The sequence below is a fragment of the Paenibacillus sp. FSL R7-269 genome, from assembly GCF_000517865.1.
Taxonomy (GTDB): domain Bacteria; phylum Bacillota; class Bacilli; order Paenibacillales; family Paenibacillaceae; genus Paenibacillus_AQ.
Genome location: NZ_ASPS01000060.1, coordinates 23,012 through 39,591, shown reverse-complemented (window position 1 = coordinate 39,591; position 16,580 = coordinate 23,012). Strand labels below are relative to the sequence as shown.

Genomic DNA, 16,580 nt, shown 5'->3' with positions numbered 1-16,580 from the left:
CTTTTAGGAGGCTATCCTACCATGAGAGCACTGATTGTAATTGATTTCACGAATGATTTCATTGACGGGAACCTGCCTGTCGGCCAGCCTGGCATCGATATTGCGCCCAGAGTCAGTGAATTGACGGAGCAATTCGTGCGCAGCGGGGACTATGTGGTGATGGCTGTAGATCTGCATGAAGCCGATGACCCGTACCACCCGGAGGCCAAGCTGTTTCCGCCGCATAATCTGCGGGGAAGCCAGGGGCGTGAGCTGTACGGCAGCCTGAAGGCTGTCTACGAGGAGAATCGGGAAGCTATCTACTGGATGGACAAAACACGTTACAGCGCCTTCTGCGGCACGGATCTTGCGTTGAAGCTGCGTGAGCGGGGGATTACCGAGGTGCATCTGATCGGGGTCTGCACGGATATCTGTGTGCTGCATACGGCAGTGGATGCCTACAACCACGGCTTCGGGATTACGGTCCATGAGGATGCCGTCGCCAGCTTCAATCCTGACGGTCATGTTTGGGCGCTTGGACATTTCCGCGGCAGTCTTGGCGCGAAGGTTGTCACGGCGTTAGGAGAGCAGTAACACATCATCTGGGACAGAACCCGAATAACAACAGTGTAACGACTAGGAGATGAGGACTTGAGGAGAGAACTTGCTCTACATACAGACAAATACCAGATTAATATGATGTATGCCCACTGGATGAATGGCACACACAAACGCCGGGCAGTATTCGAAGCTTACTTCCGCAGGCTGCCGTTCGGCAACGGGTTCGCTGTGTTCGCCGGGCTGGAGCGGATTGCCCAGTACATCGCGGAGTTGCGGTTCACGGAAGAGGATATCCGCTACCTGTCGGAACAGGAGGAGAATTATGCGCCGGCCTTCCTGGAGGAGCTGCTGCAGTTCCATTTCCAGGGCAGTCTCCATTCCATGAAGGAAGGGGCCCTGGTATTCCCGGATGAGCCGCTGATCCGGGTCGAAGGCACAATTATGGAGGCGCAGCTGGTCGAGACTGCGATCCTTAACTTCATGAACTATCAGACGCTGATCGCTACCAAGGCGTCGCGGATCAAGCAGGTGGCCCCTAACGACACGCTGCTGGAGTTCGGAACACGCCGCGCACAGGAAGCGGATGCCGCAGTCTGGGGCGCCCGTGCCGCTTATGTCGGCGGTTTCCACGCGACCTCTAATATGCTGGCCGGTAAGAAATTCGGCATCCCTACGAAGGGCACCCATGCCCATTCCTGGGTGCAGAGCTTCCCGAGCGAGCAGGAGGCGTTCGACGCTTATGCGAGAGTGATGCCGGACGGCGTGACGCTGCTGGTGGATACGTTCGATACCCTGCGCAGCGGTGTGCCGAATGCGATCAACACGGCGAAGAAGCTGGAGGCGCAAGGCAAGCGGATGAACGGCATCCGGCTGGACAGCGGTGACTTGGCTTATCTGTCCCGCAAGGCGCGCGAGATGCTGGATGAAGCCGGGCTGCAGTATGTGAAGATCGTGGCCTCCAATGATCTGGATGAGAACACCATCATGAACTTGAAGTCGCAAGGGGCGGCAATTGACACATGGGGAGTCGGAACCCAACTGATTACCGCTTCGGATCAGCCTTCACTGGGCGGCGTCTACAAGCTGGTCGAGATTGAAGCACCCGGCGGCGAGATGATCCCTACGATCAAGATCTCTTCCAATCCCGAGAAGGTCTCTACGCCCGGCAAAAAGGAAGTCTACCGCATTATCGGCCAGAACGGCAAAGCGCTGGCTGATTATATCAGCTTCGCGGATGAGCCTGCGCCCCGCAGCGGTGTCCGGCTGAAGCTGTTCAACCCGCTGCATCCTTATATGAAGAAGCATGTGGAGCGTTACGACGCGGTGCGGATGCTGGAGCCGATTGTGGTGAACGGCTTCCAGGTCTATACCCTGCCGGATTTGGCGGAGATCCGCCGCTACCATCAGGAGCAGCTTGACCTGTTTTGGCCGGAGTATCTGCGTAAGCTGAACCCGGAAGTCTTCCGCGTGAATCTCAGCGAGCAGCTATGGAACCGCAAGCAGCAGCTGATTGCAGAGCATATGATTACCGATGTGGAGTAGAACCTGGTCCGCATTTCATTAGAACAAGAATATAGTCAGCCCTCTCAGGCCTGCCGTGTGAACCCGGCGGTTTGAGAGGGCTTTTTGTGTGAGCGGCCATCTGCTTATTGACAGCAAGTCTATGAAATCATATATTGAATATGTTACAAATGACAAAAATGGAAGAAAGAGATCGGTTTTTGCAACAAAATTGTAAGCGCTCTACAATCCGCCCTCAATCTCATTATATCTGCTACCTCATTCATGTAGCCGCCACTCTCGGTGTAGGAGGTGAGCTTTTCCTGCCATTGCCCATTTGTGAGACAAGCAATTCTATAACGTTATCAATCCACTAACTGTTGAGGAGTGAAAGAATTATGAACAAGCAAACCAAGCGCAAGCTGCACTGGGCAAGTCTGCTGCTTCTATGTCTGGCCATCTTCATCCTGCCTGCCGGATCTGCCTTCGCCGCTGTGAACAAGCCGTTCCCGCAGCATACGGTCTACACCAGCGGAACTATTAAGCCGAATCATGTAAGCCAGACTGCACTTGATAATGCGGTGAAGACCAAATGGGATGCCTGGAAGGGGACGTACCTCAAGCCGGCCGGCACCGGGAAGTATTATGTGAAGTATAATTCGAACGGGGAGACCGTATCTGAAGCACAGGGCTACGGGATGCTGTTCACCGTTCTGATGGCCGGCTATGACGGCAATGCGCAGACCTATTACAATGGACTCTATAATTATTACACCGAGCATCCCAGCTCTATTAATCCTTACCTGATGTCCTGGAAGCAGAACAGCAGCTTCCAGAATGTCGAAGGCCAGAACTCGGCCACAGACGGCGACTTGGATATCGCTTACTCTCTGCTGCTCGCTCATAAGCAATGGGGAAGCAGCGGAACTGTAAACTATTTGCAGGCTGCGACCAATATTATCAACGCTATCATGAATAATGATATCAATCAGTCCCAGTGGACAATCCGTCTCGGAGACTGGGCGAACAGCGGCTCTTATAACACAGCCACCCGCCCGTCGGATTTCATGGTGAATCATTTCAAAGCCTTCCAGGCCGCTACGGGGGATGCCCGCTGGCAGAACGTAACGAACAAGACTTATACCTTGATCAACAGCCTATATAGCGGCTATAGCTCCACAACCGGTCTGCTTCCTGACTTCGTAGTCTATTCTAACAATACGTATCAGCCAGCTGCCGCGAACTTCCTGGAATCTCAGCGTGACGGGGATTACAACTATAATTCGTGCCGGGTTCCATGGCGGATCACCACCGATTACCTGCTCACCGGCGACAATCGTGCCTTATCCCAGTTGACTCAGCTTAACACCTGGATTAAGACCAAGACAGGAGGCACACCAGGCAATATCAAGGATGGCTACAAGCTCGACGGAACCACCTTCGGCAGCTACAACAGCGGAGCCTTTTACGGCCCCTTCGGTGTGGGTGCAATGACCTCATCCGCGAACCAGAGCTGGCTGAACTCCCTCTGGAGCCATACAGCTAACAGCGCACCAGAGAATTATTATGAAGACAGCCTTAAGCTGTTCTCGATGATTGTCATGTCTGGAAATTGGTGGGCTTACTAAGCAGGAATAGTAATGAAGATGGAACTCCTTCCTTGAGCGGACAGGAGTTTCTTTCTTTTGGTACCAGGCACCTGTGATATATATCATTATTTCTGTGATATTTTTAACATCTTAATTTTTAATTTTATTGCTAAATTAAGGATGACATCTCATCCACAGCTTGCTTAGGAAAGTGCGGAATTACACAGAATTTTCACATTTTGCCGTTTTCATGGAAGCTTTCCTTCTATTGAAATAACACCGCACTGTCGCGTATAAAGAAACCTGCATAAATCTATAAAGAATTGTGATTTCCTGAGTGTGGAAAATGCAAGATATGTCACTTCGCGGCTTACAAAATCAAGTTACAATCGTTGAAAAAGTCAAAAGGATGTACTAAGAAAGGGGTTATGTCGGTGGTACAATTGCCAATAGTAAATGAGCTGGGATTCTTTGAGATTCGTCTGGAGTCCATTGGAGGCCTGGGCGCGAACCTGGCAGGTAAAATGCTGGCGGAAGCAGGAGTGGTCGGCGCAGGGCTTAACGGCGTCAGCTTCTCATCGTACGGTTCGGAGAAGAAGGGGTCTGCGGTTAAGGCTCACATTCGTTTCTGTGATATGGATACCCATATCCGTGATACTTCGCCGGTCGAGCGTCCGCATGTTGTAGGCGTGTTCCACGAAGCACTTGCCAAGACCGTTAATGTAACCAGCGGAATTCATGAACACAGCACCGTTCTTGTGAACTCGGCCAAGACGCCGGACGAACTCAGAGAACTGCTGAAGATGAAAGCCGGCACGATTGCGGTGATCGATGCTACCAGCATCGCGCTCAAGGAGAAGAACCGAGTTAATATGGCGATGCTTGGGGCGCTGTTCCGGCTCTGCCCGTTCCTTGACACGGATATTATGAAGGGCGTCATTGAGAAGTCTCTCGGCAAAAAATATCCGCAGGCCGTCCAGTCGGCCATCTCCACCTTCGAGCGCGGCTACAATGAAGTGAAATTCATGCAGTTCGAGCTGGCTGCCGGCGACACTATGCCGGAATATGTACGTTCGGATATCTCGGCTCTCGGTTATGAGACTCAGCCGATCGGCGGAACGATCACGAACCCGGGCAGCAGCTTCCTGAAGAACCTCAGTATCTCCCGTTCCGGTATGCTTCCGGCATTTGAGATCGAGTCCTGTATCAACTGTGCACAGTGTGACACGGTATGTCCCGACCAATGCTTCGTGTGGGAAGAGCGCCTGGACCGCAAGGGCCGTTCGCAGATGTTCCTGCTTGGTATTGATTACCAGTACTGTAAAGGCTGCCTGAAATGTATCGGTGCCTGCCCGACCTCAGCATTATCCAGCATGAGAGAGAAGGAAGGCTTCGCAGACAGCCATACCGTGAAGCATCAGTTCGATCTGGTAACTCCAGTCTAAAACCCGGAAGAAAGGTGGAATACATTGTGGCTATTGATTATGAAAAAGAACTAGGCTCCGCCAAGGTGGAGCAGAAATTCCTATACGAGTCCGGCAATGAAATGGCGGCCTATGCCGCGCATCAGATTAACTATCATGTCATGGGTTATTTCCCGATCTCCCCATCGACTGAGGTGGCCCAGTTCCTCGATACGATGAAGGCCAGCGGCCAGCATGATATTATGCTGGTACCGTCCGACGGCGAGCACAGCTCCGCCGGGATCTGCTACGGCGCTTCGACGGCAGGCGGCCGTGTGTTCAACGCAACCAGCGCTCAAGGGTATATGTTCATGCTGGAGCAATTGCCTGTACAAGCAGGTACACGGATGCCAATGGTCATGAACCTGGTGTGCCGTTCGATCTCGGGACCGCTGAATATTCACGGAGACCACTCGGATCTGTATTTTGCCCTGAACACCGGCTGGCCGATCCTGATGTGCCGTGATCCGCAGTCGGTCTATGATATGAACCTGATGGCGCTGAAGCTGGCAGAACACGCCAAGGTCCGGCTGCCGGTAATGGTGGCCTCTGACGGTTACTTCACTTCGCACCAGAAGCGCCGGGTGCAGGCTTTTGCCCACCGTGAGGATGTCCACAAGTTCGTTGGCGAACAGCCGCCTGCAGGCTTCACCGATACCCTTGACCGCAATAACCCGGTCACTGTGGGACCTTACATGAATGAACCGGATTACATCAACAACCGCTATCAGCAATCCGTTGCGATGTACAATGCGGGTGAAGTCTTTGAAGAAATTGCCCAGGAATTCGCAGAGCTGACCGGACGCCATTATGAGATGATCGAGCAGTACCGGATGGAGGATGCCGATGTCGCTGTCTTCCTGATGAACTCCGCTTCGGAGATCATTAAGGACGTAGTCGATCAGCTCCGCGAGCAGGGAATCAAGGCAGGAGCGATCTCCCCGAACATGATCCGCCCGTTCCCGCAGAAGCAGATTGCCGAAGCGCTGAAGAATGTCAAAGCCATCACTGTAGGTGACCGTGCAGATTCGGTTGGCGGACACGGCGGTAATATGGTGAACGAGATTAAGGCAGCACTGTTCACTTACGGTAATACAACGACTAAGGTTATCAGCCGGATCTACGGACTTGGCGGTAAAGACTTCTACGCCGAAGACGGACACCACTTCTTCCAGCTGGCTATGGATGCCGTTGTTGCAGACCGTGTAGAGATTCCGTTCGATTACTATGGCCACAATCCGGGAGCGCCGGAGAATGCGCCGAAGCGTCTCTTGAAGCCGATGGACTTCGATAAGCTGAAGACCGGCCTGATCACGGTAACCCAGAACGAAGAGACCGGCAAGCTGAGTGTACGGGTTCCGCCGGTCCGCTCGCTGATGAAGAAGCCAAGACGTCTGTCTCCAGGGCACGGCGCATGTCCGGGCTGCGGGATTTTCTCCGGGCTGGAGCTGTTCTTCAAAGGGATCGAAGGCGATATCGTAGCGCTCTACCACACCGGCTGCGCGATGGTAACGACTACCGGTTATCCGTATTCCTCCCATAAATCGACGTTCATCCACAATCTGTTCCAGAATGGTGCGGCTACACTGTCCGGTGTGGTTGAGATGTTCTGGGAACGCAAACGCCGCGGTGAGCTTGACGGGCTGGGGCTGAAGGAAGACTTCACGTTCGTTATGGTTACCGGCGACGGCGGGATGGACATCGGAATGGGTCCTGCGATTGGTGCAGCGCTGCGCGGCCACAAGATGATCATCGTAGAATACGATAACGAAGGGTACATGAATACGGGTGCACAGCAGTCCTATTCCACACCGCTCGGACACCGTACTTCTACTTCAAGCATCGGCAAAACTCAACAGGGCAAGCTGACCCAGCACAAGGATACAGCGCAGATTATGGCGGCTACTAACATTCCTTATGTCTTCACCGGCTGTGAAGCTTATCCGCAGGATATGCTGAAAAAAGCGGCAAAAGCCCAGTGGTACGCGCAAAATGAAGGTCTGGTCTACGGCAAGATTCTCATTGCTTGTCCGCTGAACTGGATGAGCGAAGACAAGGACGGCACAGATATCGTGTCCCTGGCTGTCGAATCCTGCTTCTTCCCGCTATATGAAGTTGAGCAGGGAATTACAAGTATCACTTACAACCCGGAAGATAAGGACAAACGGATTGAAGTATCCGCCTGGCTGAAGACGATGGGCAAGACCCGCCATCTGCTGAAGCCGGAGAATGAACCGGCTCTGCGCAGCTTCGAGGGTGAAGTTCAGCGCCGCTGGAGCCGCCTCAAAGCGAAGCATGAGCATCCTGACTTGTAAGGTGTAAGATCTATTGGAAGCTTAGCATTCATAAGCATACGCAACAGCTAAAGTTAGCACCCGCCCGGCAGAGTCACTCTGCCGGGTTATTTGCAGCTGCAATAACCCGAAAAAACTATTTATTAAAATACTTTTATAAAGTAATATAGTAACGAGGCGAAAGACAGTTTAAAAAGTGGTTTCGAGGTCAAGCCGCCACGCTACAGGTGGGGGAGTTCAACGATCATTGAAGGTTAGGCGGGGATAACATGGCAACGGTATTCTTAATCATTATTTATCTGGCGTTCATCAGCCTGGGACTGCCGGATTCGATGCTTGGCGCAGCCTGGCCGATTATCCGGCTGGATTTCGGAGCGCCGGTCGAGCTTGCCGGACTGCTGTCGATGATAGTGGTCGCCGGGACGATTATCTCAAGCTTGGCCAGCAGTGTAGTTCTAAAGCGGCTCGGAACGGGAATGGTTACTTTTATCAGCGTGGCGGTAACCGCTCTGGCCCTGCTCGGTTTCTCTTATTCCTCCTCGGTCCTCTGGGTGGCTATGCTGGCCTTACCGCTAGGTCTTGGGGCTGGTTCGATCGATACAGGGTTGAATAATTATGTGGCGACTCATTACAAAGCGCATCATATGAGCTGGCTGCATTGCTTTTGGGGAATCGGGGCTATGCTGGGGCCGATCCTGATGTCGCGGTATATTGCGAATGGCGAGTCCTGGAGAACGGGGTTTTTCGCGGTCAGTATGATTCAGTTCGCCCTAGTCGTGGTACTGTTCTTCAGCCTCCCGCTGTGGACAAAGGTAAGCAAACGGGGCGGACAGCAGCCTGTAGAGATGTCTGAGAAGTTAGATTCCCGGCCTGCGGCCGTTCCCGCTGAGGGTAAGGTGCTGCGGATCAAAGGCGTAAAGCTGGCGATGCTCACCTTCCTGTTCTATTGCGGAGTGGAAGCCACGGTGGGGCTATGGGGCAGCAGTTACCTGGTGAACGTCAAGGAGGTATCCCCGGCAACGGCGGCCGGATGGGTCTCGCTCTATTATGGCGGAATCACGGCCGGGCGGCTTATTACCGGCTTTATTACCTTTCGGTTCAGCAACCGTACGCTGATTCGCGGCGGGCTGGTGATTTCACTCGCGGGTGCGCTGCTGCTGGCCTTGCCGCTTCCGGCGGTATATTCACTGGTCGCTTTTATTCTGATTGGCCTCGGCTCGGCACCGATCTTCCCCTGCATGCTGCATGAGACGCCCGCCCGGTTCGGAGCGGAACATTCGCAGAAGATTATGGGGTATCAGATGGCACTGGCATACACCGGCGGTGCATTTCTGCCTCCACTGTTGGGTTGGGCGGCGGCGCGGAGTACCTTCATGATTCTCCCGCCGGCAATGATTGGGTATATCATAGTGATGATAGTAAGCTCTGAAATCATTAACCGGATGATGAGCAAACGACAAGGAGAGGTGAGCCTGTAATGAGATTCATAGATTGGCAGGATGGAGCATGGAGCAATGAACCGGTGTCAAGCAGGACCGCGGACGGTCAACTGGTGGCCCATGCAGCGGAGGGCAGCGATTACTGGGAAAAAACGATGTACGGCTTCCAGCATGACAACGGTCATGCTCTGCTTGCCCCATGGGATAAGGCAGAGGCGGTAGAGATCAGCTTTGCGCTGGACGGGTTCACGGAGCTGTATGACCAGGCAGGCATCATGCTATGGCACAGTGGTGAGCAATGGATCAAGGCCGGTATTGAGCTGAATGACGGTGTTCCTCATATAAGTGCAGTTGTGACGGACGGTTACTCTGACTGGTCATTGTCCCCTGTTCCCGAGTGGAAGGGCGAGGTGATTACCCTCCGGGCTTCGCGGATGAAGGATGCGGTAATCCTCAGAGCGCGAACGGAGAATCATCCATGGCGGACCATCCGCGTTGCCCGGTTCCCTTATGAGACTGGCAGCCAAGCGGGACCGTTCCTGTGTGCTCCAACGCGTGCCGGCTTTCAGGTCACCTTCACCCGCTGGGCGGCTACAGCACCCGATGCAGACGTTCATACAGATCCGCCAATCGTATAGTCTTTCCCCGACAAAGGCAAAACCGCCGATGTGCTTTCCTTCAAGCGCAGACGGCGGTTTTGCCTTTTGCAATATTCTATCTTATAGACCGGAGAGGCAGACTAGACTATCTTCTTCTGCTGCGCACCATTGCGGTAGGACCGCACATTTCATCCCGGACGGAATAAGTGTAGATATGGTGAGGGACCGGAACACAGTGGTGGCGTCTGACGACCTCGACATGGTGGACCACCTGGACCACCTGGGGATGATAGTAATCTTCATATACAACCTGTGTGGGATCTGTAACCGTTTCAGCAGGACATTTCGCACAATTTCTCATTACACTCAGCTCCTTCGCAGTGGACTTATGCCAGTATACGCGTTATGCAGGAGCCTGCTTGTTCATTCGTCTATTTTCCGGCAAAATAGGTGTCCGTCCATGCTGCGCATCAGGAACGCTTGTAGATCTCGCGCATGACATGGCGCAGTTCGGGCAGGATCAGCCGTTCCATGGCCAGCTTGATCGCACCGGTGGAGCCGGGCATGGAGAAGACAGCAGTACTGCCGATCGTCCCGGCTATGGCCCGGCTGAGCATGGCGGCAGAGCCGATATCTTCGGTGAAGCTCAGCAGCCGGAAAATCTCTCCGAAGCCCGGCAGCGACTTGTCCAGCAGAGAGGCTACGGCCTCATAGGTGGTGTCACGGGGGGAAATGCCTGTCCCTCCGGTCAGAAGCACAGCTTCGATGCCGGAATGTACCGAGCTTTTGTAGACCAGCTCCCGGATATCCTCATAATCATCCTTGACAATGGTACGGCCGATTACGGTATAACCGGCGGCTTCCAGCAGACTCTGGATCAGCGGCCCTCCGGTGTCCGTATCGATGGTCCGGGTATCCGAGACCGTTATGATGTAGCAAGCGACTGAATCCGGGGCTTCGCTCCGGTGTTCTTCGACGGATGATATACGAACCAGCTCCTTTTCTTATCTGCTGTGCAGCTTATATTTCTCATGATAGGGGATGGAAGCAGCAATAACAAGCTCCGGGGGAAGCTGCTGTAAGCCTCCATAGGCAGTGCCGCCTTGCACAGAGGCGGTCATTGTAGTACACTCGCTACCATAACCGATTGAGGCAGGGAGAGAGCAAACTTGGAACAGTCATTACCAGTATATATCTTGTCGGGATTTCTCGGCAGCGGCAAGACCACATTACTACAGCGTCTCTTGGATCATTGGAACCTTCAGGGCCTGCGGCCGGCTGTAATCATGAACGAGCTGGGTGAGGTGAATCTGGATGGCTTACTGGTGGAGCAGTCTGTGCCGATGGCAGAGATGCTGGGCGGCTGCATCTGCTGCACGAGCAGGGGCGACTTAAGTACGGAGCTGACCACGCTGGTCAAGAAAGAATCGCCGGATGTAGTTATCATCGAGGCTACGGGCGCAGCCAACCCGCTGGAGATTGTGGATGCCGTAACGGAGACCTCTCTATATCAGCAGGTGGAGCTGAAGGGGCTGATTACCGTCGTCGATGCCGCCCATCTCCTGGAGCTCTACCGCTCCCAGCAAGGGGCTACCTACCGTCTGATGCAGGAGCAGATCCGCTGTGCATCCGTCCTGATCCTGAACAAGACAGACCGCATTCAAGCCGCAGAGATTGCAGAAATCTCGGAGGTATTGCGCAAGTGGAACGCCTACGCGGGGATTCTGCCGGCGGTACGTTGTGGACTGGAGCCGGAAGTGCTGCTCGGTAGTGTGGGAGCCGTTCATATGGAAGACCGGCCCGCCGGGGAAGCGGGGGACAACCGAACTGAGGGAGCGATACACGCCTCACATGATCATGTGATGGCTTATACCCATTATTTCCAGAATCCCGTGAACAGCGAGGAATTCGAACGGTTTGTGAAGGAGTTGCCGCGCGATGTGTACCGGGCCAAGGGGATCGTAACTTTTACCGATACCTCTAGCCGGTTTCTGTTTCAGTACGCCTACAGGGAGGCAGATTTCATGAGAATTACGCCTCAGGGCGAGGTGCCGGATGTTGCGGTATTCATCGGTGAGCATTTCTCCTCCGGTGAGCTGCGCAAGGAGCTTCTGCGCCTGGAGAGACGTCTGCTGACCAGACCCGCAGCGGTCAAACGAAGCCTATAGTTAACAATCTGCAGTTCCTTATGAATGGTTCGTTCTTATTCTTGCAGGTTAATACATAGGCATACCCTATACTAATTGCAGGAGGTTGTAAGGCTATGACCCGAATTCAATATCAGGAATGCATTAATGCTTTGATTAAATGTATGGATGCCTGTAACTATAGCTATGTCTCAAGCCTCAAGGAATATGATCTGGCCGATCTGCGGGAAAGCATCCAGCTGGACCGTGAATGCGCAGATATCTGCTCCTTCGCTATTCAAGCGATGACCCGCCGAAGCCCGTTCGTGGCCGAAATCCTCAAATTATGCGCTGACATCTGTGACCGCTGCGCGGACACGAGCAGCCGTCATAAGCATAACCATTGCCAGGATTGCATCGATACCTGCCGCAATGCAGCCATGGCCTGCAGAAGGGTCAGTGAAGCTGTTGAAGTCTACGCCTGACATCACCCTTTAGGACTAACATATACTGCATTGAATACTTAACAGGAACCAGAGCGGCTGCAGACTTTATTCTGCACAGTTCTGGTTTTTTTGATGTGAAATGGATGGAACCGGGAAATTAAAAAGGAGAATAAAGGCATTCCGGCGAATGTTACATAAGAGAATAATCAGGCTGCCGTTCTGTGCGGCCCATAGGCATGCACGAATGGAAGGAGGCCTGAAAGCCACGAATGCATCACCTCTAATTACAATTATCGAAGGAAGCAAGCGGTATGGAAGCCGCCCGGTACTGACCGGGATATCGATGACGGTTCTTCCTGGCACGGCCACGGCTCTGGTTGGCCGCAACGGGTCCGGCAAGAGTACGCTGTTGTCCATCCTCGCGGGACTGCTGAAGCTGTCCTCCGGCGCTCTAACCTGTGACCGTCAGGCGATAACCACAGGTTATGCACCGGAAGCATTTCCCGGCTTGAAGCTCACCGCCGAAGACTATCTGCACTTCATGGGCCGGATTGCCGGACTCTCCGAAGCGGCTTCGGCGTCCCGAATCAACGAACTGTTGCAGTTGTTCAGTCTCGAATCCTCCCGCAGCCGCAAGCTGGCAGGCTTCTCCAAGGGGATGCTGCAGAAGATTAACCTGATCCAGAGTCTGCTGATCCGGCCACAGCTGCTCCTGCTTGATGAGCCCATGTCGGGACTGGATCTGCCGGCACAAGATAAGCTTATCGATATTCTGCTGGAGTTGAAGGCGGAGGGGACAGCACTCGTCTTGTCCGTTCATGAACCGCAGATCATCGAAGCTGTCGCGGATACAGTATATGTATTACATGAAGGGCAGACCATCCGGACGATTCATGGAGCGGAGAAGCTGAAGAGTGCTCCAGTAGTGAATATCGTCTATACAGCTCTGCCGGGACAAGCCCAGCAGGCTCTGGAAGCCTTGCCTGGAGTCATCCACGTGCTGCCGGAGCCGGACTTCGCCAGTACAACTAGTAGAGGGTTGACTGTAGATCAGCAAATGTCAGATACCTGCCTGAAGCAGATTCTTGCAGCGGGCGGTTCTATAGTTTCGGTGAAGCCTCTCGGGGGATTAAATGACCTGGCCGAGTGGATGGAACCCAAGGATCAGAGCGGGAGTGAACGCGGGTGAAAGGGCTAATCGGTTATTTTTTGCACAGTTATACAGTCTCCCAGCGGTTCTTCGGACCCGTTGCCGGCATTATGATTGCGGTATTAATTCTGTATTCCTATAAGCCTAACCCGGTCATGAGCAGCTACTCGGCAACGGCAGTCCTTCTATTCGTAGCCTGTGCGTGGCTCGGCCTAAGCTTCCTTAACCATGAGCAGGCGGTGCAGAAGCAGGTGGTTATCGTTCAGCTCCGTAGTGCCCGCCGCTACAGTATGGGCGGTCTGCTTACAATGATCTTGCTTACGCTGCTGCTGGATGTAGTTATTGTTATCTATCCGGTGTTGGCCGGAAGCTTCCAAGAACCTGCCGGACTTCAGCGGATCTTGCTTGGTTTGGCCGGACATGCTCTAATGGGACTATTAGGGATCACTCTATCCTTGTACCTGCAATCCTCGTGGGTACCGCGGGCTGGATATGCGGCCGGAATGATGCTGATTCTCCTCATTCTATCGATTAGCGCCGGTAAAGTGGCTGAAGTGGTGCCTGGGCCTGTTGTGTCCATTCTCCTGCCGCCGGTATACCCGGTCATGGATCGAATGATGAATGCTGAGACTCTGCCGGTGTCCTCCGTGCTAGGAGCCTATGCCCACGCATTGGCGTACATAATATTGCTTGCCGGATTCTACATTTACCGTTCCGGCCGCATGGACTATAACAAAACAAACTGAGCTGTGTCCTTTGAACTTGAAGATCTACAATTTGAAAAAAGTGACGGAGGGGAAATTTGGAACTGTAGGAGCGGTAGCGTCCGCCTGAAAGCTTTCCGTAGGAAAGCTCGCATCGTAAGCATAGGCTTGGTTTGGATTTCTACTGCGGCCAGCAGCTTGAATCGGGAAATCCAAACATAACAGCGGCCGGAAGTCCAAATGTTCACCGCAGTAACGGCCATTCCAAAATAGAACGATAGTTATATCTACACAGATCAAATAACCAGATTAAGGACGGGAGGAACGATGAAGGATACACAAATACCGGAGAGTGAACAATCCAAAGAGCTATTTGCCTATTTCGGGCTGGCTGTGTACTATTGCCAGGCACTGGAGCAGCAATTAACGAATCTGCTGCTCCTGACGAAGCTGTCGCAGGGCAAGACGCCAACCGATGCCGAAATCGCAGAGTTGTATCAACGCAAGCTTAGCAATTCACTCGGCCAACTCATCAAAGAAATCCAGCATCACTTCCCCTTCTCTGAGGAAGAGACCAGTCAATTGCAGGCCGTATGGAAGGAACGCAACTATATTGTCCATGATTACTTCAAGGAACGGATTCAAGAGACCTTCACTCCAGCCGGCCGGGCCCATATGATCCGTGAACTGAAACGCTTCAAGAACAAGGCAAGCCGGCTCGAGATTAAGCTGCAGGGCTATTGTACAGAGATGTACAGCAAGCTTGGTCTAGAGGAAGAGCATATCCAATAAGGCATCCAATAAAAGATTGCTAACCTTATCAGAAGCCTCCCCCTATGGCAGCAAGACTGCGCCAGAGGGGGAGGTTTTTTTGGATATATAAGTTTATAGGCACTTTCATATGTTACCGCATTTGCTACGGTCCTGCTGAAACGGTAGCGTTCCTGAAATGTATGCGGAAACCGAACACAATGTGCTGGTGTGGAGGTACGTGGGGGGAGTTGCTGACGGAGAGCCGCGAGGGGGAGAAGTACCCCTGAATTCAGCGGATCTGGGCAAAATAAGCAATTAAGGGCACTAGTGCTCCTGAATTCAGCAGATACAAGGCAAACGTGCGAATGTAGAGCACTAGTGCCTCTGAATCAATCGGATACGAGCCAAACGCCCAAATGAGGGGCACTAGTGCCCCTGGATCAGTCGCATATGAATCATACGTGCGAATGAGGGGCAGTAATACCCCTCATTCGCAGATTGCCCCTGAAGTGGGTGGATGAGTAATGGTGAGAGGTAGTCCACACAAGCTGTGTGGACCGTATAAGTCCCGACATCCTCCACCCGCTAGGGTATCAGATGATTGTATTAATTAGACTTTACAGGCGTAGCAGACAGCGCCTCCTCCAGCTCCTGCAGCCCGCAGGAGTGAACGACATCCGGCGCGAAGCGGATCGCGCTGGCCCCGGTCGAGCGTTGCAGCGAGGAGAAGGCTCCGGTGAGCGCGGGGAGCATGGTGCGTTCAAGCGTCTCCCCGTCCTCCCACCACCAGCGGACGATAGTCAGAACACCGGTCTTCCTATTCATCACCGGCTCCAGCCGGCCGATGAAGCGGTCGCCGTAGAGGAGGGGGAGGACATAGTACCCGTATTCCCGTTCAAGCACTGGCTTATAGACCTCCCAGCGGTATTGGAAGTCGAACAACTGGAGGATCAGCTCTCTGTCCCACAGCAGATTGTCCAGCGGGGCCAGTGCCGCCGCGAAGGAGGCCGCTCCTTCAGCATGACCGGCCCCGCCCTCATTACCAGCCTGAGACCCTGCTGCGGACTCATCTGCACCCGTAGTATCATCTTCAAGCAATACGGCTTCAAGCTCAGGGACGTCTGCTGTGCGGATGTATAGCGGGAGCTTCAGTCCGTCCACCTGTACCTCGCGGAGCAGGTCCTTCTGCAGCAGCCGCTGCACAGCCGCAGTCCGCTCCTTGCTCTTCAGGCCTGCGATGCCAAGCCAGCCGTCCCCCGACCGGTTCCATTGCAGGCCGATACTGCCGATCCGGCGCAGCACATACCAATCGTGATGCTGCTCCAGCGTCTCGTTAGGATCGCTTGCGCTAAGCAGTTCAGGAGGAAGCAGCTTGGCCGTGAAGTCGTAATAACGGCGGGTGTGCACCCGGTGATGGATGGATAGCTCGCCCCAGAAATACATGCTCTCCATAGCAGCCCGGGAGAGTCTTGCCGGAGCCCAGGACCAGTCGATCTTCTCTTTGCTCGCAAGGTCCAGTGAAGAGAGTGGTCCGCGTGCATCCAGCTCCGTGCGGACATGAGTAATCATGGCCGCCATGGCCTCGTTATGCTGATGCCTGGCGGCAGCTTCCCGGCGCCGCTGGAAATACGGCCAATCCTCTGTACAGTAAATCGACATGTTCTTATCCCAGCCATCAATCAGCAGTCTGTCCTTATATAGCAGCTCATTGGCCATCTCGGGCACGAAGCCGGGGATTCTCGCCTGAAGCACCAGCTCGTGGTTATGTCCGGCTATGCTTAGCGGATCATACTGAATACAGCCTACATGCCGGACGAAGTCATAGATGCTCTGCTTGCCGCCGGTCAATCCGCCGCTGACGAGCCGCTGATGGCGCAGCAGGAACAGGCGGGCTTGCCGTTTGCTAAGACTGTAGGTTATCATCATCTTCACTCCATCCATAATATGTATTGCTCTATTATACAGAACAAACGTTCT

At 53.6% G+C, this 16,580-nt stretch carries 15 protein-coding genes; 12 read left to right on the top strand and 3 right to left on the bottom strand.

The features are described 5' to 3' along the window. Window positions 1–21 precede the first annotated feature (21 nt). The 7 genes from C162_RS25285 to C162_RS25255 all read left to right on the top strand — a co-directional run bounded on the left by C162_RS25285 (window position 22) and on the right by C162_RS25255 (window position 9,463). The gene (locus C162_RS25285) at window positions 22–573 is read left to right on the top strand and encodes a cysteine hydrolase family protein (protein ID WP_036699095.1); all 552 of its coding nucleotides are present in this window, start codon (window positions 22–24) and stop codon (window positions 571–573) included. Between the two features lie 57 nt (window positions 574–630). Beyond that, window positions 631–2,082: a nicotinate phosphoribosyltransferase gene (locus C162_RS25280; protein WP_036699092.1), complete on the top strand. Its 1,452-nt coding sequence runs from the start codon at window positions 631–633 to the stop codon at window positions 2,080–2,082. Between the two features lie 356 nt (window positions 2,083–2,438). Further along, window positions 2,439–3,668: a glycosyl hydrolase family 8 gene (locus C162_RS25275; RefSeq protein WP_051493911.1), complete on the top strand. Its 1,230-nt coding sequence runs from the start codon at window positions 2,439–2,441 to the stop codon at window positions 3,666–3,668. A 395-nt stretch (window positions 3,669–4,063) separates the two neighbouring features. Beyond that, window positions 4,064–5,074, top strand: coding sequence for a 2-oxoacid:acceptor oxidoreductase family protein (locus C162_RS25270; protein ID WP_036699189.1), 1,011 nt, complete (start codon window positions 4,064–4,066; stop codon window positions 5,072–5,074). Window positions 5,075–5,100: 26 nt separating this feature from the next. Then, on the top strand, window positions 5,101–7,407 hold the full coding sequence (locus tag C162_RS25265; RefSeq protein ID WP_036699090.1) for a thiamine pyrophosphate-dependent enzyme: 2,307 nt from the start codon (window positions 5,101–5,103) through the stop codon (window positions 7,405–7,407). Window positions 7,408–7,655: 248 nt separating this feature from the next. Beyond that, a complete protein-coding gene (locus C162_RS25260) occupies window positions 7,656–8,864 on the top strand; it encodes an MFS transporter (RefSeq protein WP_036699089.1) in 1,209 nt (402 codons plus the stop codon). Beyond that, complete coding sequence (locus C162_RS25255; protein ID WP_036699088.1) at window positions 8,864–9,463, top strand: DUF1349 domain-containing protein; 600 nt, start codon at window positions 8,864–8,866, stop codon at window positions 9,461–9,463. The genes C162_RS25260 and C162_RS25255 overlap by 1 nt, the downstream gene beginning before the upstream one ends. Before the next feature lie 106 nt (window positions 9,464–9,569). Here C162_RS25255 and C162_RS35595 read toward each other — a convergent pair whose 3' ends face one another. Next, window positions 9,570–9,785, bottom strand: a complete 216-nt coding sequence (locus tag C162_RS35595; RefSeq protein ID WP_084649044.1) for a hypothetical protein — start codon at window positions 9,783–9,785, stop codon at window positions 9,570–9,572. Window positions 9,786–9,894: 109 nt separating this feature from the next. Further along, complete coding sequence (locus C162_RS25250) at window positions 9,895–10,410, bottom strand: MogA/MoaB family molybdenum cofactor biosynthesis protein (RefSeq protein ID WP_036699087.1); 516 nt, start codon at window positions 10,408–10,410, stop codon at window positions 9,895–9,897. 183 nt (window positions 10,411–10,593) lie between these two features. On the opposite strand from C162_RS25250, the gene C162_RS25245 reads away from it, so the two are divergent. From C162_RS25245 to C162_RS25225, 5 genes are all read left to right on the top strand, one after another. Further along, window positions 10,594–11,592, top strand: coding sequence for a CobW family GTP-binding protein (locus C162_RS25245; RefSeq protein WP_036699086.1), 999 nt, complete (start codon window positions 10,594–10,596; stop codon window positions 11,590–11,592). 95 nt (window positions 11,593–11,687) lie between these two features. Next, window positions 11,688–12,035, top strand: a complete 348-nt coding sequence (locus C162_RS25240; protein WP_036699084.1) for a four-helix bundle copper-binding protein — start codon at window positions 11,688–11,690, stop codon at window positions 12,033–12,035. A 205-nt stretch (window positions 12,036–12,240) separates the two neighbouring features. Continuing rightward, the gene (locus C162_RS34630) at window positions 12,241–13,185 is read left to right on the top strand and encodes an ATP-binding cassette domain-containing protein (protein ID WP_076158431.1); all 945 of its coding nucleotides are present in this window, start codon (window positions 12,241–12,243) and stop codon (window positions 13,183–13,185) included. After that, window positions 13,182–13,892: a hypothetical protein gene (locus C162_RS25230; RefSeq protein ID WP_036699082.1), complete on the top strand. Its 711-nt coding sequence runs from the start codon at window positions 13,182–13,184 to the stop codon at window positions 13,890–13,892. The genes C162_RS34630 and C162_RS25230 overlap by 4 nt, the downstream gene beginning before the upstream one ends. A 285-nt stretch (window positions 13,893–14,177) precedes the next feature. After that, a complete protein-coding gene (locus C162_RS25225; RefSeq protein WP_036699081.1) occupies window positions 14,178–14,642 on the top strand; it encodes a hypothetical protein in 465 nt (154 codons plus the stop codon). 567 nt (window positions 14,643–15,209) lie between these two features. Here the strand turns inward: C162_RS25225 and C162_RS25220 are convergent. Beyond that, window positions 15,210–16,529 (bottom strand): DNA glycosylase AlkZ-like family protein, encoded by a 1,320-nt coding sequence (locus C162_RS25220; protein ID WP_235218523.1) that lies wholly within the window; start codon window positions 16,527–16,529, stop codon window positions 15,210–15,212. Window positions 16,530–16,580 lie beyond the last annotated feature (51 nt).

Excerpts from the sequence above, each read along its gene's own strand:
- C162_RS25285 (WP_036699095.1), top strand. The coding sequence starts at position 22 with ATGAGAGCACTGATTGTAATTGATTTCACGAATGATTTCATTGACGGG.
- C162_RS25275 (WP_051493911.1), top strand. The coding sequence starts at position 2,439 with ATGAACAAGCAAACCAAGCGCAAGCTGCACTGGGCAAGTCTGCTGCTT.
- C162_RS25260 (WP_036699089.1), top strand. The coding sequence starts at position 7,656 with ATGGCAACGGTATTCTTAATCATTATTTATCTGGCGTTCATCAGCCTG.
- C162_RS25255 (WP_036699088.1), top strand. The coding sequence starts at position 8,864 with ATGAGATTCATAGATTGGCAGGATGGAGCATGGAGCAATGAACCGGTG.
- C162_RS35595 (WP_084649044.1), bottom strand. The coding sequence starts at position 9,785 with ATGAGAAATTGTGCGAAATGTCCTGCTGAAACGGTTACAGATCCCACA.
- C162_RS25240 (WP_036699084.1), top strand. The coding sequence starts at position 11,688 with ATGACCCGAATTCAATATCAGGAATGCATTAATGCTTTGATTAAATGT.
- C162_RS34630 (WP_076158431.1), top strand. The coding sequence starts at position 12,241 with ATGGAAGGAGGCCTGAAAGCCACGAATGCATCACCTCTAATTACAATT.
- C162_RS25225 (WP_036699081.1), top strand. The coding sequence starts at position 14,178 with ATGAAGGATACACAAATACCGGAGAGTGAACAATCCAAAGAGCTATTT.
- C162_RS25220 (WP_235218523.1), bottom strand. The coding sequence starts at position 16,529 with ATGATGATAACCTACAGTCTTAGCAAACGGCAAGCCCGCCTGTTCCTG.